At 58.6% G+C, this 23,971-nt stretch carries 27 protein-coding genes and 2 tRNA genes; 20 read left to right on the forward strand and 9 right to left on the reverse strand.

Features of this window, described 5'->3' with window-relative positions; translation table 11 throughout:
• Positions 1 to 51 precede the first annotated feature (51 nt).
• From ACQRAP_RS02765 to folB, 9 genes are all read left to right on the forward strand, one after another.
• Positions 52 to 318, forward strand: a complete 267-nt coding sequence (locus tag ACQRAP_RS02765; protein ID WP_427794878.1) for a hypothetical protein — start codon at positions 52 to 54, stop codon at positions 316 to 318.
• 33 nt (positions 319 to 351) lie between these two features.
• Positions 352 to 427, forward strand: a tRNA-Gly gene (locus ACQRAP_RS02770).
• A gap of 3 nt (positions 428 to 430) precedes the next feature.
• Positions 431 to 505 (forward strand) — tRNA-Val (locus ACQRAP_RS02775).
• A 204-nt stretch (positions 506 to 709) separates the two neighbouring features.
• Positions 710 to 904 carry a hypothetical protein gene (locus tag ACQRAP_RS02780; RefSeq protein WP_427794838.1) on the forward strand — a complete coding sequence of 65 codons (195 nt, stop codon included), beginning with the start codon at positions 710 to 712 and terminating at the stop codon, positions 902 to 904.
• 567 nt (positions 905 to 1,471) lie between these two features.
• On the forward strand, positions 1,472 to 3,694 hold the full coding sequence (gene nrdD / locus ACQRAP_RS02785; protein WP_427718616.1) for an anaerobic ribonucleoside-triphosphate reductase: 2,223 nt from the start codon (positions 1,472 to 1,474) through the stop codon (positions 3,692 to 3,694).
• 426 nt (positions 3,695 to 4,120) lie between these two features.
• Positions 4,121 to 4,702, forward strand: coding sequence for an anaerobic ribonucleoside-triphosphate reductase activating protein (gene nrdG, locus ACQRAP_RS02790; RefSeq protein WP_427727760.1), 582 nt, complete (start codon positions 4,121 to 4,123; stop codon positions 4,700 to 4,702).
• Positions 4,703 to 4,769: 67 nt separating this feature from the next.
• Entirely contained in the window at positions 4,770 to 5,327 is a 558-nt protein-coding gene (folE, locus tag ACQRAP_RS02795; RefSeq protein ID WP_427718613.1) for a GTP cyclohydrolase I FolE, read from the forward strand.
• Positions 5,328 to 5,329: 2 nt separating this feature from the next.
• Positions 5,330 to 5,911, forward strand: a complete 582-nt coding sequence (locus ACQRAP_RS02800; RefSeq protein WP_195838586.1) for an HD domain-containing protein — start codon at positions 5,330 to 5,332, stop codon at positions 5,909 to 5,911.
• 43 nt (positions 5,912 to 5,954) lie between these two features.
• Entirely contained in the window at positions 5,955 to 6,440 is a 486-nt protein-coding gene (gene folB, locus ACQRAP_RS02805; protein WP_427727762.1) for a dihydroneopterin aldolase, read from the forward strand.
• A 6-nt stretch (positions 6,441 to 6,446) separates the two neighbouring features.
• On the opposite strand, the gene ACQRAP_RS02810 is transcribed toward folB, so the two are convergent.
• Both ACQRAP_RS02810 and ACQRAP_RS02815 read right to left on the reverse strand, forming a co-directional pair.
• Positions 6,447 to 7,223, reverse strand: coding sequence for a M48 family metallopeptidase (locus ACQRAP_RS02810; protein WP_427794839.1), 777 nt, complete (start codon positions 7,221 to 7,223; stop codon positions 6,447 to 6,449).
• A 74-nt stretch (positions 7,224 to 7,297) separates the two neighbouring features.
• Positions 7,298 to 8,311 (reverse strand): dipeptidase, encoded by a 1,014-nt coding sequence (locus tag ACQRAP_RS02815; protein WP_427794840.1) that lies wholly within the window; start codon positions 8,309 to 8,311, stop codon positions 7,298 to 7,300.
• Positions 8,312 to 8,431: 120 nt separating this feature from the next.
• On the opposite strand from ACQRAP_RS02815, the gene ACQRAP_RS02820 reads away from it, so the two are divergent.
• The 3 genes from ACQRAP_RS02820 to ACQRAP_RS02830 all read left to right on the forward strand — a co-directional run bounded on the left by ACQRAP_RS02820 (position 8,432) and on the right by ACQRAP_RS02830 (position 10,323).
• Positions 8,432 to 8,860 (forward strand): FKBP-type peptidyl-prolyl cis-trans isomerase, encoded by a 429-nt coding sequence (locus ACQRAP_RS02820; RefSeq protein ID WP_117640821.1) that lies wholly within the window; start codon positions 8,432 to 8,434, stop codon positions 8,858 to 8,860.
• Between the two features lie 3 nt (positions 8,861 to 8,863).
• Positions 8,864 to 9,442, forward strand: a complete 579-nt coding sequence (locus ACQRAP_RS02825) for an urease accessory protein UreE (protein WP_427794841.1) — start codon at positions 8,864 to 8,866, stop codon at positions 9,440 to 9,442.
• A gap of 83 nt (positions 9,443 to 9,525) precedes the next feature.
• Entirely contained in the window at positions 9,526 to 10,323 is a 798-nt protein-coding gene (locus tag ACQRAP_RS02830) for an HAD-IIB family hydrolase (protein ID WP_427747975.1), read from the forward strand.
• A 75-nt stretch (positions 10,324 to 10,398) separates the two neighbouring features.
• Here ACQRAP_RS02830 and ACQRAP_RS02835 read toward each other — a convergent pair whose 3' ends face one another.
• From ACQRAP_RS02835 to ACQRAP_RS02855, 5 genes are all read right to left on the reverse strand, one after another.
• On the reverse strand, positions 10,399 to 10,779 hold the full coding sequence (locus ACQRAP_RS02835) for a Fur family transcriptional regulator (protein WP_427794842.1): 381 nt from the start codon (positions 10,777 to 10,779) through the stop codon (positions 10,399 to 10,401).
• A gap of 61 nt (positions 10,780 to 10,840) precedes the next feature.
• Positions 10,841 to 11,251, reverse strand: coding sequence for an acylphosphatase (locus tag ACQRAP_RS02840; RefSeq protein ID WP_427794843.1), 411 nt, complete (start codon positions 11,249 to 11,251; stop codon positions 10,841 to 10,843).
• Positions 11,252 to 11,253: 2 nt separating this feature from the next.
• Positions 11,254 to 12,360, reverse strand: coding sequence for a Gfo/Idh/MocA family protein (locus ACQRAP_RS02845; RefSeq protein WP_427794844.1), 1,107 nt, complete (start codon positions 12,358 to 12,360; stop codon positions 11,254 to 11,256).
• Between the two features lie 74 nt (positions 12,361 to 12,434).
• Complete coding sequence (rnhA, locus tag ACQRAP_RS02850) at positions 12,435 to 12,920, reverse strand: ribonuclease HI (RefSeq protein WP_370450639.1); 486 nt, start codon at positions 12,918 to 12,920, stop codon at positions 12,435 to 12,437.
• A gap of 140 nt (positions 12,921 to 13,060) precedes the next feature.
• Complete coding sequence (locus ACQRAP_RS02855; RefSeq protein WP_427747969.1) at positions 13,061 to 14,008, reverse strand: LysR family transcriptional regulator; 948 nt, start codon at positions 14,006 to 14,008, stop codon at positions 13,061 to 13,063.
• A 274-nt stretch (positions 14,009 to 14,282) separates the two neighbouring features.
• On the opposite strand from ACQRAP_RS02855, the gene ACQRAP_RS02860 reads away from it, so the two are divergent.
• From ACQRAP_RS02860 to ACQRAP_RS02870, 3 genes are all read left to right on the forward strand, one after another.
• Complete coding sequence (locus ACQRAP_RS02860; protein ID WP_427747968.1) at positions 14,283 to 15,593, forward strand: O-acetylhomoserine aminocarboxypropyltransferase/cysteine synthase family protein; 1,311 nt, start codon at positions 14,283 to 14,285, stop codon at positions 15,591 to 15,593.
• Positions 15,594 to 15,905: 312 nt separating this feature from the next.
• A complete protein-coding gene (locus ACQRAP_RS02865; RefSeq protein WP_427793856.1) occupies positions 15,906 to 16,682 on the forward strand; it encodes a hypothetical protein in 777 nt (258 codons plus the stop codon).
• Between the two features lie 185 nt (positions 16,683 to 16,867).
• Positions 16,868 to 17,086, forward strand: coding sequence for a hypothetical protein (locus ACQRAP_RS02870; RefSeq protein WP_154517389.1), 219 nt, complete (start codon positions 16,868 to 16,870; stop codon positions 17,084 to 17,086).
• 91 nt (positions 17,087 to 17,177) lie between these two features.
• Here ACQRAP_RS02870 and ACQRAP_RS02875 read toward each other — a convergent pair whose 3' ends face one another.
• Positions 17,178 to 18,092 (reverse strand): ketopantoate reductase family protein, encoded by a 915-nt coding sequence (locus ACQRAP_RS02875; protein WP_427794845.1) that lies wholly within the window; start codon positions 18,090 to 18,092, stop codon positions 17,178 to 17,180.
• Positions 18,093 to 18,208: 116 nt separating this feature from the next.
• On the reverse strand, positions 18,209 to 18,403 hold the full coding sequence (locus ACQRAP_RS02880) for a hypothetical protein (RefSeq protein ID WP_427793860.1): 195 nt from the start codon (positions 18,401 to 18,403) through the stop codon (positions 18,209 to 18,211).
• Between the two features lie 163 nt (positions 18,404 to 18,566).
• Between ACQRAP_RS02880 and ACQRAP_RS02885 the strand changes: the two genes are divergently transcribed.
• The 5 genes from ACQRAP_RS02885 to ACQRAP_RS02905 all read left to right on the forward strand — a co-directional run bounded on the left by ACQRAP_RS02885 (position 18,567) and on the right by ACQRAP_RS02905 (position 23,969).
• Positions 18,567 to 19,757 (forward strand): aldo/keto reductase, encoded by a 1,191-nt coding sequence (locus ACQRAP_RS02885; protein WP_427793862.1) that lies wholly within the window; start codon positions 18,567 to 18,569, stop codon positions 19,755 to 19,757.
• Between the two features lie 95 nt (positions 19,758 to 19,852).
• Positions 19,853 to 20,719, forward strand: a complete 867-nt coding sequence (locus ACQRAP_RS02890) for a deoxyribonuclease IV (RefSeq protein ID WP_427793864.1) — start codon at positions 19,853 to 19,855, stop codon at positions 20,717 to 20,719.
• Positions 20,720 to 20,865: 146 nt separating this feature from the next.
• The gene (locus ACQRAP_RS02895; protein ID WP_427793865.1) at positions 20,866 to 21,726 is read left to right on the forward strand and encodes an ABC transporter substrate-binding protein; all 861 of its coding nucleotides are present in this window, start codon (positions 20,866 to 20,868) and stop codon (positions 21,724 to 21,726) included.
• A 116-nt stretch (positions 21,727 to 21,842) separates the two neighbouring features.
• Complete coding sequence (locus ACQRAP_RS02900; protein ID WP_427793867.1) at positions 21,843 to 23,204, forward strand: ABC transporter permease subunit; 1,362 nt, start codon at positions 21,843 to 21,845, stop codon at positions 23,202 to 23,204.
• A gap of 12 nt (positions 23,205 to 23,216) precedes the next feature.
• Positions 23,217 to 23,969, forward strand: a complete 753-nt coding sequence (locus ACQRAP_RS02905; protein WP_427794846.1) for an amino acid ABC transporter ATP-binding protein — start codon at positions 23,217 to 23,219, stop codon at positions 23,967 to 23,969.
• Positions 23,970 to 23,971 lie beyond the last annotated feature (2 nt).

A 23,971-nucleotide genomic window follows, 5' to 3' on the forward strand; every position in this document is an offset into this window, starting at 1 on the left:
CGGCACCCATCCGCTGTGGGACCGCAACGAGGTCCACGAGATCTATCGCGAGTGGCGACGCGCTATGCCCTGCTGCAAATCAAGGCGACGCGCTACCACCAGATTGCGCTCGACTGGCTCTTACGCGACGGGTCGTCTTATGACGAGGACCGTGAACTCGGCGAGCGCCGCGCGCGGGCGGCCCTTTTGCTTGAGCTGGCGCTTCCGGGCTCGGCATACGTGTATCAGGGTGAGGAGCTCGGCCTTTTTGAGGTGGTTGATGTCTTCGTGAGGTTCGCGAGGGCGTCGCAAAACTTTTCAAAAAAAGTTCTTGCATAGGATGCGGGTATCACGTAAGATTAATCCTCGTAAGCGGACATGGCTCAGTTGGTAGAGCACAACCTTGCCAAGGTTGGGGTCGCGGGTTCGAGCCCCGTTGTCCGCTCCATTTGGGCGTTTAGCTCAGGGGGAGAGCGCTTCCCTGACACGGAAGAGGTCACAAGTTCAAATCTTGTAACGCCCACCAAATGTTTGCAGTCCAGAGGCTTTGCTTCTGGACTGTTTTGTTATAAACACACATAATATGCCGTCAAATTATCGACCTCGGTCGCTTTTTCACGTTGCATTTGCTGCCCAGCATAATTTGTCGTTATTGGCCTCTTGGTCTCGTGGGAGATGATTATTTTGATCATAACCGTGCACGTCGCCCGCGTTTCCATGGTTGACCCCCGTGCAATCTTTTATGGTGATCGGTTTTGGCGAGATTGCCTTCCAGGGAGGATTCGGAACGATTGAAGGCCGTACGTTCTTCGCGCGCTGGGCGGGCCTTGTCACAAAGGGGTGGGCTTTTGTGGTTATCGCCGGCGTGCTGCTCGATCCCTTTACAGCGGCTCTCGGCCGCATGATAGCTCGCGAAGAGAGGTAATAGCTCCTCGCCTATCGAATGCCGGCGGACGGGGTGCCGGGGCTGTAGTCTTCCGAGCGTTTGCAGCCCCGTCGCTCCGTCCGCCGGCATTCGACCGCAACATGTTGGTCAAGCATAATCTTTTGGATTCTTTTCGCGTGAGCGGCTTGGTTTTGGTAGGATTTGTCGGCGGCTTGACTAGGGGGTTTTATAACTGCCTTGCAGGTAGCCGCGTTGGTAACGTTTTACCGACTTGCCGAGAAACCCTCATAATTAATGTGTCTGTAAAATGACCAATTGCTTTGACCTGCTGAAACACTATATGTTGTGTTTGATCTAAAAAAAGAATACAGGATATAGAGGCGTCTTTGTCGTATGATAGATGGCGGACAGAGAACGAAGACCTTGTTCGTCCCATTTGGACACGCCTTTGAGCCGCTTGATCGGCCGCGAGGATTGTCCGCATGAGGACCTATGGTTTATCGAGAGCACAGATTGCGCGACGGCGCCGCAAGACAGGGACAAGCCCTGCCAGGCATCGTTTGGCTCTGAAGCGCAATGGGATTACGACGCGAAAGAGGCAAGAGGATGAAGATCATCAAGCGCAGCGGCACCGAGGTTGCCTTTGACATCGATAAGATCGTCAATGCGATTCGCGCCGCCAACTTGGAGGTCGAGGAGGGCTCTCGTCTTACCGACCGCCAGGTGATCTACGCGGCGCAAAACGTCGCCGAGGCATGTGAGAAGGCCGGCCATACCGTATCGGTCGAGGAGATCCAGGATCTGGTCGAGGACGAGATCATGCGTCTCGACTGCTACGAGGTCGCTCGCCGCTACATCATCTATCGTTATGTTCAGAGCCTGAAGCGCCAAAAGAACACGACCGACGACAAGATCCTGTCGCTGATCGAGTGCAATAACGAAGAGGTTAAGCAGGAGAACTCCAATAAGAATCCGACCGTCAATTCCGTTCAGCGCGACTATATGGCCGGCGAGATTTCCAAGGACCTGACCCAACGCGTGCTGCTGCCCCAGGAGATCGTGGATGCCCATAATGAGGGCCTGATCCATTTCCACGATTCGGATTACTTTGCCCAGCACATGCACAACTGCGATCTGGTGAACCTGGAGGACATGCTCCAGAACGGCACCGTTATCTCGGGCACGCTGATCGAGAAGCCGCACAGCTTCTCGACCGCCTGCAACATCGCGACGCAGATTATCGCCCAGGTTGCTTCCTCCCAGTACGGCGGTCAGTCTATTTCGCTGACCCATCTCGCCCCGTTCGTTGAGGTGAGCCGTCAAAAGATTCGCGGCGAGGTTGCTCGCGAGCTTGAGGAGCTCGGTGTTTCGGCATCTGCCGAGAAGGTTCGCGAGGTCGTTGAGGAACGCCTGCGCGATGAGATTCGTCGCGGCGTCCAGACGATTCAGTATCAGGTCGTGACCCTTATGACCACGAATGGCCAGGCGCCGTTCGTGACGGTCTTTATGTATCTCAATGAGGCCCGTACGCCCCAGGAGAAGCACGACCTTGCCATGATTGTGGAGGAGACGCTTCGTCAACGCTATGAGGGCGTTAAGAACGAAGCCGGCGTGTGGATCACCCCGGCGTTCCCCAAGCTCATCTACGTGCTCGAGGACGATAACATCCGCGAGGATTCGCCGTACTTCTATCTGACCAAGCTCGCCGCCAAGTGCACCGCCAAGCGCATGGTGCCCGACTACATCTCCGAGAAGAAGATGCGCGAGCTCAAGCTGTCTAAGGGCGAGACCGCCGGCAACGGCGATTGCTATACCTGCATGGGTTGCCGCAGTTTCCTGACGCCCGACCGTTCGGGCAACGGCTTTAACAATGTCGCCAACGCTCTGAACTATGACCCGACCAAGCCTAAGTACTATGGTCGCTTTAACCAGGGTGTTGTGACCATCAACCTGCCCGATGTTGCGCTGAGCTCGCATCAGGACATGGACAAGTTCTGGAAGATCTTCGATGAGCGCCTTGAGCTGTGCCACCGCGCCCTGTTGTGCCGTCATGAGCGCCTGATGGGCACGCTTTCGGATGCTGCGCCGATTCTTTGGCAGTACGGTGCCTTGGCGCGCCTTAAGAAGGGCGAGACGATCGACAAGCTGCTCGTGGGCGGTTATTCCACCATTAGCCTGGGTTACGCCGGTCTGTATGAGTGCGTCAAGTACATGACGGGCCACAGCCACACCGAGAAGGAGGGCACACCGTTTGCCATGGCCGTCATGCAGCACATGAACGACAAGTGCGCCGAGTGGAAGGCCGAAAGCGATATCGACTTCTCGCTGTACGGCACCCCGCTTGAGTCGACGACCTACAAGTTCGCCAAATGCCTGCAGCGCCGTTTCGGCATTATCCCGGGCGTGACGGACAAGGGCTACATTACTAACAGCTATCACGTCCACGTGTCCGAGGAGATCGATGCCTTCGACAAGCTTAAGTTTGAGGGCATGTTCCAGCAGCTTTCGCCGGGCGGTGCTATCTCCTACGTTGAGGTTCCCAACATGCAGGACAACCTCAAGGCGGTCATTCGCGTAATGCAGTACATCTACGACAACATCATGTACGCCGAGCTCAACACCAAGAGCGATTACTGCCAGGTGTGCGGCTATGACGGCGAGATTCGCATTGTCGAGGACGATGGCAAACTGGTGTGGGAGTGCCCCAATTGCGGCAATCGTGACCAGGAGAAGATGAATGTCGCCCGTCGCACGTGCGGCTACATCGGTACCCAGTTCTGGAACCAGGGTCGAACCGAGGAGATCCGCGACCGCGTGCTGCATCTCTAATAACCACCCCAGGCTGCCCCGTAGCGAGGCCCCGGACCTTTACTCGCTATTTCGGACAGTCCTGGCTCACGACGGAGGCGCCACTGGCGCCTCCTGTTCGTGCGGAGCTCATATCGAGCAAAGGTCCGGGGCCTCGCTACGGGGCAGCCAAGTTGATGTAGCTGAGATGCAGTATGCGGCCTGCTCACTCCTCGAAGTTCTTAGCGGTAATAATTCGAGCTGCAGCTGCGATTTACTTGCGATGGCGGTTGAGCCACAACCCAGTTTTTATTGGGCCTCGAACCCCATACTCGATGTTCGCTTCGTTCACCGAGTGTCGCTCGCGAGGGATCTGGAGCATATCGTCCCGCCCGCAGTTTCGCAGGCCGAAGGCCGAGAATGTTTGAGGACGGGATGATATGCTCCAGACCCCCAGGAAGGTTACCTATGAACTACGCGAACATTAAGTATTTCGACATTGCTGATGGAGAAGGCGTTCGTACTTCTCTGTTTGTGAGTGGGTGCCGTCGTGGGTGCAAGAATTGTTTTAACTCCGTCGCGTGGGACTTTGCCGCGGGTGAACCGTTCGATCGTGCCGTCGAGGACAAAATCATCGAGAGTCTTGATCATCCCTTTATTGATGGCCTGACGATTCTGGGCGGGGAGCCTATGGAACCCGAGAACCAGGCGGGGCTCGTTGATTTTATCGAACGCGTGCGTGCGACCTATCCTGTGGAGTCTGGGAAGACCATTTGGTGCTTTACCGGTGACGTGCTCGAGGAACTAATGCCGGGCGGCCGTCACCATACCGACGTGACGGACCGTATCCTTGCTTGCCTCGACATGCTGGTAGACGGTCCGTTCGTTCAAGATCTGTACGATATCTCGTTGCGCTTTAGGGGCTCGAGCAATCAGCGCGTGATCGACATGAACGCCACGCGCGCTCGTGCTGCGCGCGAGGGCGTTGCGCTTTGCGACGCTGTGGAGCTTTGGCGGGACGATCCGGTCTATTCGACCCATACTATGTAGCTGGAAGAGGTTGCGTGCCAGCGTGGTACCATAGCGCGAACGCGAAATCGAAAAAAGTGAGGCCCAGATGGTCGATCAGGAAAAAGTCGAGACTGCTATTAAGCTGCTGCTTGAAGGTATAGGCGAGGACCCAACTCGTGAGGGCCTGCTGGAGACCCCGGCACGCGTCGCCCGTATGTATGGCGAGATTGCCGGCGGTATGGGCCGGAGTGCCGAGGAGCACCTGTCCAAAACCTTTGCCGTCGCTTCGAACGATTTGGTTATCGAGCGCGACATTACGTTTTACTCGCTGTGCGAGCACCATCTGCTGCCGTTTTATGGCAAGGCTGCGATCGGCTATATCCCTAACGGTCGCGTGGCGGGTCTGTCTAAGCTTGCTCGCACGGTTGAGGTCTATGCCCGTCGTCTGCAGCTGCAGGAGCAGCTGTGCGCGCAGGTTGCCGATGCCCTCATGGAATATCTTGCTCCCCAAGGGGCGATCGTGCTGATGGAAGCCGAGCATATGTGCATGACCATGCGCGGCGTGCAAAAGCCCGGTACCAAGACCGTAACGCTTGCTCGTCGCGGTGTCTTTGAGACCGATCCCGCGCTCGAGGAGCGATTCTTTAGGATGCTGGGCCGCTAACCATGAGAGTCGTCAACGACTTTACATCGAAGACCGATGAGGGGACGCCGCGTCGCGGCTTTATGGCTTCGGGCCTGACTCCCTTTGGCGCCATGCCTCGCATTGATTACATTTGTGCCAACGGGCTGTTCCGGCGGCACCTGGGCAACATTGCACAGTTGGAATCGGGGCGCATCTTTTGCCGCCACGGTATTGACCATCTGCTGGATGTCGCGCGCATTATGTGGATTAAGAATCTTGAGGAACAGCTCGAATTTGACCGCGAGGTCATCTACGCCACGGCACTTCTTCACGATATCGGCAAAGATGAACAGTATGAATCGGGTATATCCCATGATGTTGCAAGCGAGCGCGTCGCTGATGCGATTCTTGGCGGCATGCCCGATGACGTGGCATTTGATCCGGCCGATGCCGCGGCCATTAAGACGGCCATTTTAGGCCATAGAAAGCTGCGCGTGAACAGCCAACCGCTTGAGCGTCTGCTCTATGCAGCCGACAAAGCGTCGCGCGCCTGCTTTGCATGCCCCGCGCGCAATGCCTGCAACTGGAGCGATGATAAAAAGAACCTGTCGATTCGCGTGTAGTTGGTTTGCGCGGTCGGGGTTCTAAACGAAGGAGACGATCGCGATGGATAACAAGAAACTGCCCGAGAATGCAACCAAGACTGAAGGCGCCGAGCTCGCCCGCCGTGGAAGGGGCGAAATATCCACCGCAACGGCGGTGCCCCACGTGGGCTATGACGATCTGTGCCATGCCGATCGCATCACCGTTGAAGGTCTTGAGATCTTTGCCAACCACGGCGTGTATCCCGAGGAGAACGCCCTGGGCCAGAAGTTCATCGTGTCCTTGGTGCTCTATGCCGACCTGCGTGCAGCAGGGGAGCACGATAACCTGGATGCCTCGATTGATTACGGCTCGGTGTGCCACGATGTCGATGGCTATCTGCGCGAGCATACGTTTAAGCTCATCGAGGCCGCAGCCGAGGGCGTGGCCCAGATGCTGCTACGTCGTTACCCTCTGCTGCTCGGCGTGCGTGTTAAGCTCGATAAGCCTTGGGCGCCCGTCGGTCTTCCCCTGGCAAGCTGCGGTGTCGAGATCGAGCGCGTGCGCTAACCGGTTCTAATACGTCTCTATGGGTGGCTGCTTGAGCCGCTGCGACAGAGCTCTATTGTTGGGGCAGTACGTGTCGAGCAGGGCGTGAAACCGCTGATTGTGGCTTGGCTCGAGCAAATGGACGAGCTCGTGGGCGACAACCATGTCAAGGCACTCGACGGGGTAGGCGGCAAGCTCGCGTGCGATGCGAATGGCACCGGTTTTGGGCGTACACGAGCCCCAGCGCGTTTTCATGCTGCGCACGGAAACGCGGGAAGCGGCGACACCCATTGCGATTTCGTATGTGCGCACCATATCGCGCAGCGCCGTGGTGACCTCGGATGTATAGAGCTGGTCGATGCGGGCTTGGAGCTCATCGGGCGTTAGGCCGTCGAGGGCCGTGCGCTGCTTTGCCTGCGCGCGCCCACTTGGCTCGTCGGTACCCATAAAACTTGCGAAGGTGGCCTGTTTGGGTCGCGGTGCGGGTGATGCAAAGTTGTGATCGAGCGCATCTTGTACCGTGATGGGCTTGCCCCAAAGCGCAATGATGGACGAGGGGCTGAGCGGCTCTCGCTCCGTCGCCTGACGTTGCTCGCGCTGGGCAAGTCGGCTGATAATCCAGGCGCTGTTGCGCTTCACAAATGCTTCGATACGCTCGCGGGTGGCACCGAGCGGTGCGCTTGCGTGGACCTCACCGCTCGATGTGACGCGTAGGTTGAAGTTCTTGACACGCTTTTTGGTAACGACGACGGGGATGGGCATCCTATCCGGTCGGGATACGGAAATCGTAAACTGCTGCGTCAAAAGCGGTCCTTCAGATTGGGGACGGGCCGGCATGTCGACCGTTCGGCATGCCGGCCCGCTCAAGGGATGTGAAATTAATAACGCTCAAAGAAGGCAAGCGCGTTGTCGCTGCAGAGCTTTTGCATCACGGTCTTGCCAAAATGCTTGGAGAGCATGTTCTGGAACTCGGGCATCTTGCTGGCATCGGAGAGGAAAGCGGGCACCGTGGCGCCGTCCCAGTCGCCGCCGAGCGCGATGACGTCCTCGCCGCCCAGGTCGAGCCAGTGCTCGATATGTGCCGCCAGCTGATCGAAGGTGACGTCTGCGGCGGTCTTGTCGGTTGCGTCGTTGGAAAGGAACTCGCTGCAGTAGTTGAGGCCGACGATGCCACCCATGTCGCGAATGGTGCGGAACTGGTCGTCGGTAAGATTGCGTTTGGCGCCGCAAACCGCACGGGAGTTGGAGTGGCTGGCGACGAAGGGACGCGTGGCGCGGGCGGCGACCTCGTCAAAGCACTCATCGTTGAGATGGGAGACGTCAAGCACCATGCCGGCGTGCTCCATCTGCGTAAGTGCCTCGATGCCGGCGGCGGTGAGGCCGGCGTGGGTATCGTGTCCGCTCGCGAGCGGCCCCTGCGCGTTCCAGCTGAGTGATGACATGAGTACGCCCAAGCTCTTGAGCACCTCGATCAGTGCGGGGTCCTCGGCAAAGAACGTGGCGTTTTCGATGGTGTGGATGCAGGCGACCTTGCCGTCCTTGAGCGCGGGGCGAATGTCAGCGGCGCTGCGCACGTTGACCATGCGATCGTGGTTGAGCATGGCCTGGCCGCTCATATGCGCCATGATCTGCGCCTGGAAGCGCGCGGCGTGGGCGGAGGGAATCTCGTCGGGGACAAACGTGGCGAAGCACTGTGCCCACGGTGTGTTGCCGATCTTTGTGAGCGAGATGGCGCAGGCGTTGCCCTCGATGAGGTCGAAATCTTGCGGATGCGTCTCGTCGCCGGGGAAATAACCGTCGGTTCCGGCGGTAAAGCGCAGGTCGAGATCGAGTGTGGCCCAGCCGATGCGGTCGGCGGTGTCGCAGTGCAAGTCAAATACGGGATATGCCATGGTTCCTCCGGTTGCAGCGTTTCTTTGCAAACTGTCTTCGAATTGTATGACTAGGGTATAGTTAGCGCCATACGTTCATGGCGGCCCGCTTTGTGTGCCGCCCTTATCACGGAGGTTTCCATGTCCAACCAGGGCAAGAAGGTCAAGACTCATTATCGCGGCACGCTCGACGACGGCACGCAGTTCGATAGCTCCTACGATCGCGGCGAGCCGCTGGAGTTCACCTGCGGTGCCGGTCAGATGATCAAGGGCTTCGATGCCGCCGTTGTCGACATGCAGGTGGGCGAGAAGAAGACCGTGCACATTCCTGCTGCCGATGCCTACGGCGAGCACAATCCCGAGATGGTTATCACCTTCCCGGCCGAGCAGGTTCCCAACATCGAGCAGATCGAGAAGGGCATGAAGCTCTTCCTGTCCACGCCGAGCGGCATGCCTGTTCCTGCCGTTGTCATCGATGTGACGCCCGAGGCCGTGACGCTCGATGCTAACCACGAGCTGGCCGGCAAGGATCTCAACTTTGATATCGAGCTCGTCGAGGTCGAGGATTAGAGTATGCCTGAACGCTTGGTTTCGACGACATGCTTGGGAAATCTCAACGATCCGTCCTATGAACTCCTGCTTCGTCGGGAGCTGGGTGGCATCTTTGAAGTTGACGAGCTGCTGCTCGATTGGGACCAGGCTGATGTATGCGCGTTTGCGGGCGTGACGGAGCTGGGGCGCACGGTCGATGTTCGGCTAGATGCTGCCGACGGCAGTCGTCTTGCCGACGGCGACGTGCTCGCCATCGACCGTTCGGGCATGGTGCCCGTGGCGGTTGTCGTACGCCTGCGCAGCGCCGAGGTCTATTTGGTCGAAGTCGACCGCATGGATCCGATTGCGCTCGCGCATGCGTGCTGGGAGATCGGCAATATGCACGCGCCGCTTTTCCGAGGCGATTCGGACGAGCATACCGTGCGCATGTATACGCCGGTGCAGCCTGTTTTGGGCCGCATGCTCCGGGGCGTCGAGGGCGTTATGCTCTCGGTGGTTACCCGTGAACTCGATACGGACCGGCGCTTTGCGTCGAGTGCGGCGTATGCCGTTGTGAGCATGGCTCCCGACTTTACGATCGTAAAAAAGGCGCGCGGTTAACGTGCGTATGAGCAAGACGGACTTTGAGAGGCAGCTATTCAAAGTCCGTCTTGCTGTTGATGAGGTGCTGTGGGGGAAAGCATATGGGTCTTGAGGGAATCAAGCTGATTGCATGCGATTTGGACGGCACGTTGCTGCATCCGGGGGAGTGCGAGCCGCGTTCCGAGGCCTTTGAGCTCATCGATGAGCTGCATCGTCGTGGCATCGTGTTTATGCCGGCGAGCGGCCGTCAATATGCGAGCTTGCGCTATCTGTTTGCCCCGGTGGCCGATGAGCTCGCCTATGTATGCGAAAACGGAGCCCTCGTGATGAGCGAGGGGCGTGCCGTTGTCAAGCGTTCCATGGAGCGTAACCTTGCTATGGATATTGCGAATGCCGTGGTTGCGTATCCCCATGCCGACGTGACCCTTTCCTGCGAGGGGCACCTCTACACCATGAGCGGCAACGATGCATTCGTCGACCATTTGCGCTACGAGGTCCATTGCGATGTGGCGGTGGTCGACCGCCCCGAGGACATCGACGAGGACGTCATTAAGATCGCGTTTCAAACGCCCGAGACAGAGCAGCCGGCGGCGCTGGAGTATTTCGTCCGTCGCTTTGGCGACCGGGTCGATGTGATGACGTCGGGAACCGAATGGACCGACTTTATCGGCTTTGATTCGGGCAAGGGGTCCGCGCTTGCCGATTATGGTCGTGCGCTGGGGATCTCACCTAACGAAATGATGGCGTTTGGCGATAATGAAAACGACCGCGACATGCTCAACGTGGTGGGCCATCCCTATCTGATGGAGAGCTGCAATCCCAGCATGCGCGGTATCAACGACCGCGTCCGTTACGTGCGCACGGTCGAAGAAGAGCTGCGTCGCCTACTTGCTGAGTAGACATTTGGGACATGCCTGGAAATCTTCCTTTTGCCGCAATCGGTGAAAAGTTGATTTTAAGGCATGTCCCAAAATCTACCTACAGTTGGGGCAGAGGCCTTCGAAGATGGTGTAGTGCGAGCTGACGCTCCATCCGATTTGTTCGGATGCCCTGGCGTCGAGCTGGGTATTGAAGGGGAGCGGCACATCGATGACGCGGCCACACGAGGTGCAGATGATATGTGCATGCGGCTCGATGGCACGATCGAAGCGGCTGCCGCCCGGCGTTTTAATCGAGAGAATCTCCCCGGCATCGGCCAAGAGATTGAGGTTGCGGTAGACCGTACCGCGGCTGATTTTGTTATCCTGCGCGCGCACAGCGTTGTAGATCTCATCGGCGGTGGGATGGTTGTAGCTTTGGCGCACGGCATCAAGAACTAGCTTTCGCTGCCTAGTATTCCTTCTTTGCACCGCCATGCGCCTCGCCTCTTTTCTATTAACGGACGTAGGTAAATGATACCGTATTTAGCACACAATACTAATAATGAGGAGTGAAACTGTCTTCATTGGTAAGTGGGGCTCGGACCTGGGCGTCTACGAGGCGAAAACGCGTTCCCATGCGCTCGTAGGAGGCATGAAGCGCCTCGAGATGAGATAGGATGTTTGCTGGAGCTCCCTGTATCTCCATCTCGACTGAGCCGTCTTCCATGTTACGCACCCAGCCGGTGAGTGCGCGTGCCTGCGCGAGGTTGGTGTTGGTAAAGCGAAAACCAACGCCTTGGACCTGTCCCTCCCAGCGCAGGAAATAGCGCAGGGGAGTGTCTTGAGTGGCCTCGTCGCTTGCGAGCACAGTAAGCCTGCGGTGCAGCTCGAGCTCGACGCCAGAGGGCTTTTGGGGCTCGCGGCTGCCGCCGGCGACGCCCGAGAAAAGCTTGTCGAAAATACCCATCGCTAGGCCTGCTTGACAGAATCGGCGGGGAAGGTAATGCCGGTCTGTTGGCGCACGGCATCCATGATGCGCAGCGAGACAAGCGTGACATCGCGATAGTGGCCAAGCTCGTGACGTCCCGCCGGGGTCTCCCAAATCTCTTCCTTGACGTTATCGATGCCGCCGATGGCGGTGATAAAGTCTGCGAGTTCGTATTCCATGGTGTTGCTCGATTTGGGCAGGTCGAGCACGCGGCCGTTGTCGCTCTGTTCGCGCGGCGCCTCGGTCGCCGAGCCGCGTACGACATCGCCGCGATAGTCGATGCGGACGTTGCGGGGCGTGGACAGATGGTCAATCTGGATAGTGCCACGCTCGCCTTCGATCTGCGAGGGCAGTAGGTCATTCGTAATTTTGGAGTGCGCGAGCTCGACGGAGATACGGCCACCGCCGTAGCTGGCGAGGATGGAACCGCAGCCATCGATGGGGCCATGGGTTAGCTCTTGCGTGGTGGGGTCGAGCAGAGTAGCCATGCTCGTAAGGCCGGAGGGCATGCCGAAGATCTCGACCATGGGCTCGACGGTGTAGACGCCAATATCCATGAGGGAGCCCGAGGCCATGTGGCAGTCGAAGATGTTGGTGGCGCGTCCCGCGAGAACCTCGTTGTAGCGTGAAGAATACTTGCCAAAGCGCAGTGAGGCGCGACGAATGGGCGCAATCTCGCCCAGGGCGTCCTCGATGGCGTGGAAAGCGGGGTCATGGAGCGGGCGCATGGCCTCGAGGGCTACGACGCCCGCCGCCTCGGCGGCGCGGAAGACTTCCAGCGCCTGCGCCTCGGTGACGCAGAAGGGCTTCTCGACGATGACGTGCTTGCCACTGGCGATGCAGGCAAGGGCCTGCTCGTAGTGAAGTGCGTTTGGGCTGCCGATATAGACGGCGTCGACGTCGGCGGCTGCTGCAAGCTCATCAAGTGAAGTAAAGTTTCGTTCGCCGCCGTGCTCGGCAGTAAAGGCGGCGCCGCGCTCGGCGTTGCGCGAGAGCGTGCCTACGAATACAGCCTGGTCGTTGGCATTGACGACCTGGATAAAGTCGTCGGTGATCATGGATGTGCCGATGGTCGCGATGCGCAGCATACGTCCCCCTTGCGTTGTTTTGGTCTACAGGATGAGTGTAGCGCGTGGGGATATAAAGCTGCGCGAAAACGCTATTACAGGTCGCTCTCGTTAAAGCCGGTGTCGATATCGAGGTTGACTCCATCGGCCGCAGTGGTGGCGAGCTCGTCGCAGCGCTCGTTGAGCTCGTGGCCGGCATGCCCCTTAACCCAGATGAACTCCACCTTATGCTTGCTCTTTGCGGCAAGCAGGCGCTCCCACAGGTCGCGGTTCTTAACGGGCTGCTTGTTGGCAGTTTTCCACCCGCGCTTTTTCCAGCCGTCGATCCAGTGCCTGTTAAAGGCGTTGACGACGTACTGCGAGTCGGAGTGGACCTCGACCTCGCAGGGACGGTTGAGTGCCTCGAGCGCCACGATGACCGCCATGAGCTCCATGCGGTTGTTGGTGGTCTTGGCGTAGCCACGCGAAAGCTCGGAGGTGAAGGTCTTGCCGGCGGGGTTGGTGTATTTGAGCACGGCGCCGTAGCCACCGCGTCCCGGATTGGATCGAGCCGAGCCGTCGGTATAGATGATGACCTTCACAGACTTCCTTTCGTCGAGTTCCTCTCTTGCGGCTGTCTATTGTATCGCCGGTCCATCCTGTTTTATGCGAGGCGCGCCGCTCCACAAGGATGGTGGAGACGTTGTCGCCAAGAAAGATGGGCGACCTGAATTGTCAAGAGCTAGAGGGCTTTTAAATCTGCCATTTCTATCCCGTCCCCAAATGGTTGGTTTTCGTGGATGATGCGATCGAGTTCGTCGAGGTATTGCCGCAGCAGGGGAGAGGGCTTGCGCTCATCGTGCATGATGTAGCCCACGCGCATCGTTGGAGCGTCTGCCAACGGGATCGATGCCATGCCCCATTGCATTTCATTGGAGAGGACACCGGTCGACAAAGTGTAACCGTTCGACGTGATGAGCAGATTGGTGAGCGTGCCACGGTCGGAAACGCGGATGTTGCGGTCGCAGGGGATATAGCTAAACGGCTCCTCGGCGTAATAGAAGGAGTTTGAGGTCCCCTGCTCAAAGCTGTAGCGCGTATAGGGCGTAAGGTCGGCAAGCGATAGCTGGGGGCGGCGTGCGAGCGGATGGCGCTCGCTAACGAAGACGTGGACCGTTGCATCGAAGAGGGGATGGAAGCTTGCGCGGGCGTCGGCGAAGGCCTTCTGCAGGACGCGGGCGTTAAAGTCATCCAGATACAGAATGCCGATATCGCTGCGAAATGCGCGGACGTCGTCGATGATCTGTGATGTGGTGGTCTCGCGCATGATGAACTCAAACTTACTGTCGCGGCAGCGCTCGACGACGTTGACAAAGGCTTCGACCGAAAAAGCGTAGTGCTGGGCCGAGACGGCAAGGCGTGCCTGGGGTGTGCCGCCGTCCTCGTAGCGGGCCTCGAGCATATCGGCCTGCTCTACGACCTGGCGCGCATAGCCTAAAAGCTCGGTGCCGTCGTTGGTGAGTGTGACGCCGCGGCTGGAGCGCGTAAAGATTTCCAGACGGAGCTCCTGCTCTAGGCTTTTGACGGCGTTGGAGATATTGGATTGCGCGGTATAGAGGCGCTGAGCTGCGGCGTTAATTGAGCCGGATTCTGCCACGGCGATAAGAAAACGAAGCTGCTGGAGGGTCATCGGCACCCGTCCTTTCGATAGCTATCTAAAAAACCGATAACAGGTTAGCGCTTTTAAGTGATTGACCGCGCGAAACAATGCTCGTACTATTCAAAACACACAAAGGCGGTAGGTAATTAAGCCGACCACGAGAACGGGATGTCAAAAGGAGGACCGCATATGAACTGCTTACTAAGACGAATGCCGGGCTCCTGCTTGCGCCCGTCGGCGTGATCAGGAGACGGCGACTTACTTCTCTTACTCATATTACTTTTGTTCGATCAAGGAGATCATCATGAGCCAGTTTATCAACAACCCCGAGCACACCTTTGGTTTCGACACCCTGCAGCTGCACGTTGGCCAGGAGAGCGCCGACCCCGCATCCGATTCCCGCGCCGTGCCTATCTACCAGACCACGAGCTATGTGTTCCGCAACTCCCAGCACGCCGCTGACCGCTTTGGCCTTGCCGACGCCGGTAATATCTACGGTCGTCTGACCAACTCCACCCAGGGCGTCTTTGAGGACCGCATTGCCGCGCTCGAGGGCGGCGTTGCAGGTCTTGCCGTCGCCTCTGGCGCCGCCGCCATCACCTATACCCTGCAGGCCCTCGCTCAGGCCGGCGACCATGTGGTGGCCCAAAAGACCATCTACGGTGGTTCCTACAACCTGCTGGAGCACACGCTCTCCCAGTTTGGTGTCGAGACCACCTTCGTCGATGCCCACAACCTGGACGAGGTCGAGGGCGCCATCAGGGACAACACCACGGTCATTTACCTCGAGACGCTCGGCAACCCCAACTCCGATATCCCCAACATCGACGCTATCTCCGAGGTCGCTAAGAAGCATGGTCTTCCGGTTGTTGTCGATAACACCTTCGGCACCCCGTATCTGTTCCGTCCGCTGGAGCACGGCGCCAACATCGTCGTTCACTCTGCAACTAAGTTTATTGGCGGCCACGGCACCTCGTTGGGCGGCGTGATTATCGATGGCGGCAACTTTGACTGGAAGGCGAGCGGCAAGTATGCGCAGATCGCCGAGCCCAATCCCTCCTACCATGGCGTCTCGTTTGCCGAGGCCGCCGGCCCCGCTGCCTTCGCGACCTATGTCCGTGCTATCTTGCTGCGTGACGAGGGCGCCTGCATTAGCCCGTTTAACGCCTGGGTCCTGCTCCAGGGCACCGAGACCCTGTCGCTGCGCGTTGACCGCCATGTCGAGAACACCAAGAAGGTCGTTGAGTTCCTGATCGGTGACGGCCACGTCGCCAAGGTGAACCACCCGAGCCTGCCCGAGCACCCCGACCATGAGCTGTACCAGAAGTATTTCCCCCGTGGCGGCGCCTCGATCTTCACCTTCGAGATCAAGGGCGGCCAGGAGGCTGCTTGGAAGTTCATCGACCACCTGCAGGTGTTCTCGCTGCTCGCCAACGTGGCCGACGTCAAGTCGCTCGTCGTGCACCCGGCTACCACCACGCACTCCCAGCTCTCTTCCGAGGAGCTTGCCGAGCAGAACATTACGCCCTCTACAATCCGTCTTTCCATTGGTACCGAGAACGCCGAGGACATCATTTGGGATCTGAAGCAGGCCTTTGCCGCGCTGGACGAGTAGGGCGACTTGTGCAAGGGCCCCTTGCGACTCGATAGGTATAACTGCATAAAATGCCTGCTCAAGGCGCCTGCGCGAACAATGGTTGCGCAGGCGCCTTTTTTGCATAGGAAGGGCGCTATTACAGGGTTTTTGGCATGCTTTATGCATGCGAGTTGTGGAAAACTCCTGTTGAGAGGATGTGAGTTTTACGCAAATGACGTGCACCTTTTGAGAAAAACCGCAGGTCGCGATTTACTCGGGGTACTATGCAGCGCGATCGAATCACACGCAGCTTAAACGCAGCAAAAACTCACTACGGAGGTTTCCAGCTACATGAGGATCGATTCACGAAAACCGAAGGCCGCCGCCCTTTCTGCCACGCTTGCCGTGGCGCTTTTAGTGGGTGCCGGCGTAACCGATGCCCACGCGGCAACACTGTCCGACGCGGTCGGATCAACGCCGTCCGAGGCGACCCTGATGCAGCCCGTCGACTATCGTAGCGACGGCTTTGGCTCCATGCAGGAGTGGAACGCCTCGATGGGGGCCAAGCGCGATTCCCTAGAGGTCCGCGCGCAGATCATCATGAACATGTACGGTGACTATGCCACCGATGACGAGCGCGCTGTACTGCAGGGTTGTATCGACGGTGCGGGCAGTCTTTTGACGATGGAGGAGGTCGACGCGAAGTCGGCCGAGCTCGACGAGCTTCGCTCCACGCTCGAGGATGCTAAGCGCGAGGCGCTCGAGGCTGCGGCCGTCGAGGCAGAAGCTGCCGAGGCCGTTCAGGCTTCGTATTACAACGCCGGCTCCGGCTCGTCTTACGCGTCTGCTGCGTATTACGCGAACGGCTCGGGCCTGACGCGCTCGAGCGGCGTCAATAACTACAACGGTCGTCGCGAGACCTATTACAGCAGCAACGTGCTGTATCACCACCGCACGGGTGAGTGGACGCTGGATTCCGAGGGCTTTTGGCGTGATTCCGACGGCTACTACGTGGTGGCTGCGAGCGATAAGTCCCAGGGCTCGACCTTTACGGGCTCTAAGGGCGAGTGCAAGGTCTACGATTCGGGTTGCGCAGCCGGAACTACCGATTACTACACCGGTTGGTAATCTGTCGGCATCGATTGCACATGATGGACGGGCGTCTTTACTGAGCTTTCGGGCAATGTAAAGTCGCCCGTTTTTATATGCATCTGGGTTAACAGAGCCCTTACCGTGGCACTACGTTGGGCATATGGGCGCGGGGCACACTAAGTCATGAGAAACAAGGTCTTTCTCGTGGAGGAAGTGATCCCATGAACGCTCGAGATGTCGCTATTGCCGTCGTTGCCCTTTTGATCGGATGTCTTGGTCCGACGGCGGCGTTAGTTGCCGGCTTGCAGTCCACTACGGGTGCCGCTCCTGTGGTTGTGAGCGCCTTGATTGCAGCGGCGCTGTTGGGAAGCGCCGGCGTGGTGCTTTGCCGCGATGACGAGGACGAGGTCCCGGAGTCGCAAAACGAGCCTCAGTTTTAGCCTCGGCCTAAATGCGACAGGCCTTCGCGAGCGATGGGATCCTCGCGAAGGCCTGTCTGCTTACATTGCGCGCGTCGCCGTGCGGGCGAGGCTACCAGCTGCTTTCTATTTCGCGAATCCTCTGGTAGAGCCAATCGTTTTGTGGCACTTGGATATCGTGTTTGGCGGCCAGGCGACAAATGGTGCCCGCGAACTCCTCGACTTCGGTTTTACGTTGTGCGATGCGGTCCTGCGCCATCGAGGGCATGCCGGCGGGGTCGATTCCCTCGATGAGGTGCACCATCTGCGTCAGGTCTGCCTCGGTAAGCTCAACGCCCTCGGCGTTGGCGACCGCAAGTGTCTCGCGCATGGCGGAAACAAAGCAGCGACGCTGCTCGGAGTCCTGTTCCGTGGCGCTCCCGTAGGTCCCGCCATAGGCCATGCAGGTCTGGTTGATGCCATCGTTGAGCATGAGTTTGGCCCACATGCGGTGCGCAATGTCGCTCTCGACGGTATGGGCGATGCCGCAGCGCGTGTAGAGCTCATCGATGGCGGTGACGGTTGCGGGCTCGGTGCCTGCTGCCGCGCCAAAGCGAATCTCGCCCGCATTGGTAAAGGTGAGCGCGCCGTTAAGGAATACGGCGTCCATGCCCTGGCAGATGCCCAGGACGGTGCGCTTCCAGCCAAAGCGCTCGGCTATTTTTTGCTCGCTCGTAATGCCGTTGCACAGCGAGGCGATGAGCGTGTTGGGTCCCACGACGCGCTCCATAGTCTTGAGTGCTTGGTTGAGCCCCGTCGTCTTGACCGTGAGAATGACCAGATCGGCGGGCGTTGCCTCGCTGGCGCGGACGGACTTGAGCGCGCAGGGCTTTCCGTTGACGGTGAGCGCATCGCCCACGTGGCGCTCGAAACGCGCGTCATCCATGACGTATTCGACGGCGTCATTGCCGAGGGCCTTGGCAATCATACTGCCGTAGAGCAGGCCGACGCCGCCCTTGCCGATAAAGGCGACCTTGTTGATCTGCATGTGAATCATCTCCTCACAAAAAGGCGCCCGCATATGGGGCGCCTGATGGATTGTATGCCGCTGGGGCATGTGGCGTACACCGGAGGCTGAATTTAGAAGAACAAATGCATGGGAACTTATGCCGCGGGGCAGATGGCAAAAACGCGCGCGGGATATCCAACGCCATCGCGCACCTTGGGGAAGGTGCAGAAGATGACGGCGCCCGTGGCGGGAAGCTCGTCCAGATGGTCCATGATCTCGATCTGGTAGCGGTCGACCGAGAGGGTGCATTGTTCGCCGGGATAGGGGTAGGCATCCTCGTGTGTGGTCACGCTCGCCTCCTTTCATCGGGCTTTTTGCTGATGTTAAAGCGGTGCCGTGACAGCTCGATTTCTGCTGCGTTACGATACGTTCTCGATTGCGATTCCACGATGTTTCGGCCGCGTGACCCTTGTGTTTCGCCTTGCCGGGGCGCTGATGGCGAAGGGAGGGGCCGTGCAATACCGCGTTGACCCCAAAAGTGGTAACCGAATATCCGCTCTGGGTCTGGGCTGCATGAGATTTCCTGGTGCGCCGGGACGTCCGGATGCGAAGACAGCCGATGCCATCATTTCCCGTGCGGTGGAGCAGGGGATTAATTATCTGGATACCGCGTATCTCTATCCCGGTAACGAGGCGTGCGTGGGCGCCTCGCTTGAGCGCTTGGGGCTGCGTGACCGGGTGTTGCTGGCGACGAAGTTGCCGCACGCTTCGTGCAAGTGCGCGGATGATTTCGACCGCATCTTCGACGAGCAACTGCGTCGGCTGCGGACCGACCATATCGACTACTACCTTATACACAACATCACCTCGCCCGCCCAGTGGGAACGTGTGGTGGCGTTGGGCATCGAGGACTGGATCGCGCGTCAAAAGGCGGCGGGGCGCATTCGCCAGATTGGTTTTTCGTATCACGGCAGCGCGGCGGATTTCCTGACGATGCTTGACGCATATGACTGGGATTTTTGCCAGATACAGTACAACTATGCCGGCGAGCGTTACCAAGCGGGAACGGCGGGGCTCATGGCCGCCGCCGAGCGAGGCCTCGCGGTGTTTGTGATGGAGCCGCTTTTGGGCGGACGCCTGGCGGGCAAGCTGCCGCCGCGGGCCCGCGCTGTGCTCGATAGCGCCCGTGACCCGCATTTGCGCACCCCTGCCGCCTGGGGGCTTTCGTGGGTGTGGAATCATCCTCAGGTGACGATGCTGCTTTCGGGTATGACCGATACCGCGCAGGTGGATGAGAACGCGGCGTTGGCTGATCGGGCCCTGCCGGATTCGATGACGGCTACTCAGCTCGATGCCATCGCGCACGTGCTGACGGAGTTTGAAAAATCGAATCGCGTGCCCTGCACGGGATGCGGCTATTGCATGCCGTGTCCTAAAGGCATCAATATTCCTGGGTGTTTTGCCGCCTACAACGCAAGCTATGCGCACAGCTGGTTTACGGGTCTATCGCAGTACTTTACGGCGAGTGCGGTGCGCACAAGCGAGCCCAAGTTGGTGAGCAATTGCGTCAAATGCGGCAAATGCGCGCGGCACTGCCCGCAGCATATCGATATTCCCGAGCGTCTCGACGATGTGCGCCGACGTTTCCAGCCTGGCCCCGTGACGGCGGCGCTTAAGGCCTTCGGCAAAACGCGCTCCTCATGACCCTTTTATAACTTGCGGTGGAATAGTTCCTGTTTGCGGCAGAATAAGGCATCAACAGGAACTATTTCACCGTAACTGATGAGGGGGAGCTGGGGATGCTGACGATTGGGTGTCACCTATCCACGACGAAGGGCTATCGGGCGATGGGGGAGACGGCGCTATCCATTGGCGCCAATACCTTTGCATTCTTTACGCGCAACCCGCGCGGCGGCAAGGCGAAAGACCTTGACATGGATGACGTGGCGGCCCTGCGCGAGCTTATGGAACAAAACGATTTTGGTCCCCTCGTGGCCCATGCTCCGTATACCTATAACCCCTGCTCGGCCAAAGAGCGGGCGCGCGAGTTTGCCCTGGAGGCCATGGTTGAGGATCTGCAGCGTATGGAAGCGCTGCCCGGTAACTACTACAATTTCCATCCCGGTGCGCATGTGGGACAGGGCTCCGACGCCGGCATTCAGATGATCGTCGACACCCTGTGCCAGGTGATGTTTGAGGGCCAGCAGACGACGGTGCTGTTCGAGACCATGGCCGGCAAGGGCACCGAGGTGGGCCGCAGCTTTGAGGAACTGGCGATCATCATCGAGGGCGTTGCTGACAGGCGCCCCGAGCTGTCGGCCAAGCTGGGCGTTTGCCTGGACACCTGCCATGTAAATGACGCCGGCTATGATATCGTCCAAGATCTTGACGGTGTGCTCGACGAGTTCGATCGTGTGGTGGGTATCGAGCGCCTGCGCGCTGTGCATATCAATGATTCCAAGAATCCCCGCGGTGCCCATAAGGACCGGCATGAGTGCATCGGCAAGGGTTACCTCGGCAGCGAGGAACTTGGCGGTGGAATGCAGGTTATGCAGAATATTGTATCGAATAGCCGCCTGCGATCACTGCCATTCATTTTGGAAACGCCGAACGAACTTGCAGGTTATGCAGCGGAAATTACGCTATTAAGGTCGTTACAGCAGTAATGACTGTCACAAAGCGAGTGTCCCATTCACGTTATGGGTTTGTTTCAATCAGTTTTCTAATTGCAGATTCTCTCACGCGGGTGCATAATAGCCCTCAGTTTTTGCAGGCCCCTGAATCACATGGGGCCATTGGAAGGAGACTGATTATGAAGCTGAAGAAGCTTGGCGCATTTGCCGCCACGGGCGCCATGGCGCTCGCCCTCGCACTGACGGGCTGCGGCTCGTCCAACGCCACCTCTGGTTCTGATGCCGGTTCCAGCAGCTCTGACGACGCTAAGGTCGAGAAGGTCGACGGCTCCAAGGAGTACGCGCTCGTCAAGGACGGTACGCTGACCGTCGGCACCTCTGCCGAGTACGCTCCGTTTGAGTACAAGGATGACAACGGCGATTATCAGGGCTTTGACCTTGAGCTCATCAAGGCTATCGGCGACAAGCTGGGCCTGGATGTCGAGTACGTCAACAACGACTTCGACACGCTCGTCCCCGGCGTCGCTTCGGGCACCAAGTATGACGTCTCCATTGCGGCTATCACCGACACGCCCGAGCGTGAGAAGGAAGTCGCTTTCTCCGATTCCTACTACATGGACGATCAGGCTATCGTGACCAAGGTCGATAACACCGACATCACGGCCGACAATTACAGCGAGAAGCTCAACAACGCCGACGCTACCATTATCGTCCAGTCTGGCTCGACCGCCGAGGCCTTTGCTCAGGAGAACTTCCCCAAGGCCAAGATCATCCCCTACAAGGACGCTACCGATTGCTTCAGCGCCCTGCAGTCCGACAAGGGCGATGCCGTAGTCACCAACCGCTCCGTTGCGAGCCAGCTGACCGCCGAGCAGTTCAATACCTGCCACACGGTTAAACAGATCAGCACCGGCGAGGAGTACGCCATTGCCATCAACCAGGGCAATACCAAGCTCAAGGACGACATCAACCAGGCCATCAAGGACCTGACCGACGACGGTACCGTTGACGCCCTCATGGCTAAGTACAACATCAAGTAAACAGATACTTGATTGCGTGTGGGCCCTTTCCGTTTAGCGGAGAGGGCCTTTGCGCTTCTCTCGACGGAGAGTGTTTCCGTCTCTTTTTGCCGGCAACTTCTACGATAGGAGCCACCTTGTCTCGACTGAACAAAGGGGCCGCGGAGCAGCGTTCTTCACTACCCGCGTTGCTCCAAAAGCTAGCCTGTGTCATGGCCGTGGCGCTCGCGCTGGTGTGTGTGGGGGCATCTGCGCCCTCGACTGCCCAAGCGCTTGAGACCGCAAAGATTACCGCCCGACCCAACACCGGTTCGGGCAGCGATGTGGTCGGCGGCACCGAGACACGCATTACCTGGGAAGTTCAGGCCGATGCCGACGAGGAGCTGAGCGGTCTTTCGCTGACGTTTGTCGACGGCACGACGTTTGGTACCGATGACACGCGATTGACGATGCTCTCGGGCGAGGACCTCATGGATCGCACACCCATGAAGCCCACGTGCACGGCTGATGGCCAGACGCTCAAGATCGACTTTGGCGAGACGGCGCCTGCCGGCGGCTTTTTCCGTGTCGAGGTATACGGCGTGACCTTCCCCGTCGAAGGCGGCGACGAGGCCTTTGGCGGCACCTATACGCTCGCCGACGGTTCGACCAAGAAGATTTCCAAGATTCCTTCCGTCGAGATTAAGGGCGTGACGGCCTTCGATAACTTCCAGGCCGATCTTAAGGAACAGTCGTGGGTCGAGGCTTGGAATTCCAATATGTTCCTGCGCCTGTTCTTGAACCCGGTCATTTTGGTCCAGAGCCTGCCGGTCGTATTTAAGGGCTTCCTTATGTCGCTCTCGATCGTGCTTGTGGCGTTTCCGCTGGCAATCCCCTTTGGCTTTGCCTTGTCGCTCATGCGCATCTCCAAGTCGCGCATCCTGCGCTGTCTTGCCGGCATTTACGTGAATATCATCCGTGGTACGCCGGCGTTCCTGCAGATCTATATCGCGTTCTTTGGCCTGCCACTTGCCGGCGTCAAGGTGGACGACTACGTCTTGGGCGTTATCGTCATGGCCATGAACTCGTCTGCGTACCTGTGCGAGATCTTCCGTGCCGGTATTCAGTCGATTCCCAAGGGCCAAAACGAGGCTGCCCGCTCGCTGGGCATGAATGCCTTCCAGACGTTGCTCTACGTTATGATTCCGCAGACGTTCCGCAATGTCCTGCCTACGCTGACCAGCGAGTTTATCCTGCTTTACAAGGATACGTCACTGCTCGCCGCCGTGGGCGTGGTCGAGATCGTCATGAATGCCCGCACCATCGTGGCGACGACGGGCTCCATCACGCCGTATGTGGTTGCCGCCCTGTTCTATCTGGTCATTACCCTGCCGCTTGCGCGCTTGGTGAGCGGTCTTGAGGCGAGGCTTCTGGGGACGGCCGAAACCAAAAAGAAGCGTCCCACCAAGAGCGCCGGACAGGTTGTCGCGACACCCGCCGATCATATTGCAGGTCTGTAAGGAGGTTCTATTATGAGCGAAACCAATAACTCGAACGAGGTCGTCGTCAGCATCAAGAATCTCCAGAAGGCCTTTGGCGATAACGTGGTCCTGCGCGACATCGATCTGGATGTGCACAAGGGCGAGGTCGTCGTGGTCCTGGGCCCCTCGGGCTCGGGCAAGTCGACGATGCTTCGCTGCATTAACCGTCTTGAGGAGCCCACGAGCGGCTCGATTGTCGTTGAGGGCGTGGATGTGTGCGCCAAGGGCGTCGACCTCAATAAGGTGCGTACGCACTTGGGCATGGTGTTTCAGCAGTTCAATCTGTTTCCGCACCTGTCGGTCAAAAAGAACGTCATGCTTGCGCAACAAAAGGTGCTCAAGCGCAGCAAGGAAGAGGCCGAGAAGATTGCCGTCGAGGAGCTGACCAAGGTCGGTCTGGCGGAGCGCATCGATTTTATGCCGAGCCAGCTTTCGGGCGGTCAACAGCAGCGCGTGGCCATCGCCCGCGCCCTGTCGATGAATCCGCACGTGATGCTCTTTGACGAGGCTACGTCGGCGCTTGACCCCGAGCTCGTCCGCGACGTTCTGGGTGTCATGCGCGATCTTGCGCGTGACGGCATGACGATGATCGTGGTGACGCACGAGATGGGCTTTGCCCGCGACGTCGCCGACCGCGTCGTCTTTATGGACGGCGGCGTTATCGTGGAGGAGGGCACGCCGGGCGAGGTCTTCGACCATCCCAAGAGCGAGCGCACCAAGGCGTTTTTGGGCAATATCTCGTAGCT

Origin of the sequence: Collinsella sp. SGI.180 (genome assembly GCF_050313455.1) — a bacterium.
Taxonomy (GTDB): domain Bacteria; phylum Actinomycetota; class Coriobacteriia; order Coriobacteriales; family Coriobacteriaceae; genus Collinsella.

Bases quoted from the DNA above. Each gene is read 5' to 3' on its own strand.
- nrdD (WP_427718616.1), top strand. From the start codon at position 1,472: ATGAAGATCATCAAGCGCAGCGGCACCGAGGTTGCCTTTGACATCGAT.
- nrdG (WP_427727760.1), top strand. From the start codon at position 4,121: ATGAACTACGCGAACATTAAGTATTTCGACATTGCTGATGGAGAAGGC.
- folE (WP_427718613.1), top strand. From the start codon at position 4,770: ATGGTCGATCAGGAAAAAGTCGAGACTGCTATTAAGCTGCTGCTTGAA.
- ACQRAP_RS02800 (WP_195838586.1), top strand. From the start codon at position 5,330: ATGAGAGTCGTCAACGACTTTACATCGAAGACCGATGAGGGGACGCCG.
- folB (WP_427727762.1), top strand. From the start codon at position 5,955: ATGGATAACAAGAAACTGCCCGAGAATGCAACCAAGACTGAAGGCGCC.
- ACQRAP_RS02815 (WP_427794840.1), bottom strand. From the start codon at position 8,311: ATGGCATATCCCGTATTTGACTTGCACTGCGACACCGCCGACCGCATC.
- ACQRAP_RS02820 (WP_117640821.1), top strand. From the start codon at position 8,432: ATGTCCAACCAGGGCAAGAAGGTCAAGACTCATTATCGCGGCACGCTC.
- ACQRAP_RS02825 (WP_427794841.1), top strand. From the start codon at position 8,864: ATGCCTGAACGCTTGGTTTCGACGACATGCTTGGGAAATCTCAACGAT.
- ACQRAP_RS02830 (WP_427747975.1), top strand. From the start codon at position 9,526: ATGGGTCTTGAGGGAATCAAGCTGATTGCATGCGATTTGGACGGCACG.
- ACQRAP_RS02835 (WP_427794842.1), bottom strand. From the start codon at position 10,779: ATGGCGGTGCAAAGAAGGAATACTAGGCAGCGAAAGCTAGTTCTTGAT.
- ACQRAP_RS02840 (WP_427794843.1), bottom strand. From the start codon at position 11,251: ATGGGTATTTTCGACAAGCTTTTCTCGGGCGTCGCCGGCGGCAGCCGC.
- ACQRAP_RS02845 (WP_427794844.1), bottom strand. From the start codon at position 12,360: ATGCTGCGCATCGCGACCATCGGCACATCCATGATCACCGACGACTTT.
- ACQRAP_RS02855 (WP_427747969.1), bottom strand. From the start codon at position 14,008: ATGACCCTCCAGCAGCTTCGTTTTCTTATCGCCGTGGCAGAATCCGGC.
- ACQRAP_RS02860 (WP_427747968.1), top strand. From the start codon at position 14,283: ATGAGCCAGTTTATCAACAACCCCGAGCACACCTTTGGTTTCGACACC.
- ACQRAP_RS02865 (WP_427793856.1), top strand. From the start codon at position 15,906: ATGAGGATCGATTCACGAAAACCGAAGGCCGCCGCCCTTTCTGCCACG.
- ACQRAP_RS02870 (WP_154517389.1), top strand. From the start codon at position 16,868: ATGAACGCTCGAGATGTCGCTATTGCCGTCGTTGCCCTTTTGATCGGA.
- ACQRAP_RS02875 (WP_427794845.1), bottom strand. From the start codon at position 18,092: ATGCAGATCAACAAGGTCGCCTTTATCGGCAAGGGCGGCGTCGGCCTG.
- ACQRAP_RS02890 (WP_427793864.1), top strand. From the start codon at position 19,853: ATGCTGACGATTGGGTGTCACCTATCCACGACGAAGGGCTATCGGGCG.
- ACQRAP_RS02895 (WP_427793865.1), top strand. From the start codon at position 20,866: ATGAAGCTGAAGAAGCTTGGCGCATTTGCCGCCACGGGCGCCATGGCG.
- ACQRAP_RS02905 (WP_427794846.1), top strand. From the start codon at position 23,217: ATGAGCGAAACCAATAACTCGAACGAGGTCGTCGTCAGCATCAAGAAT.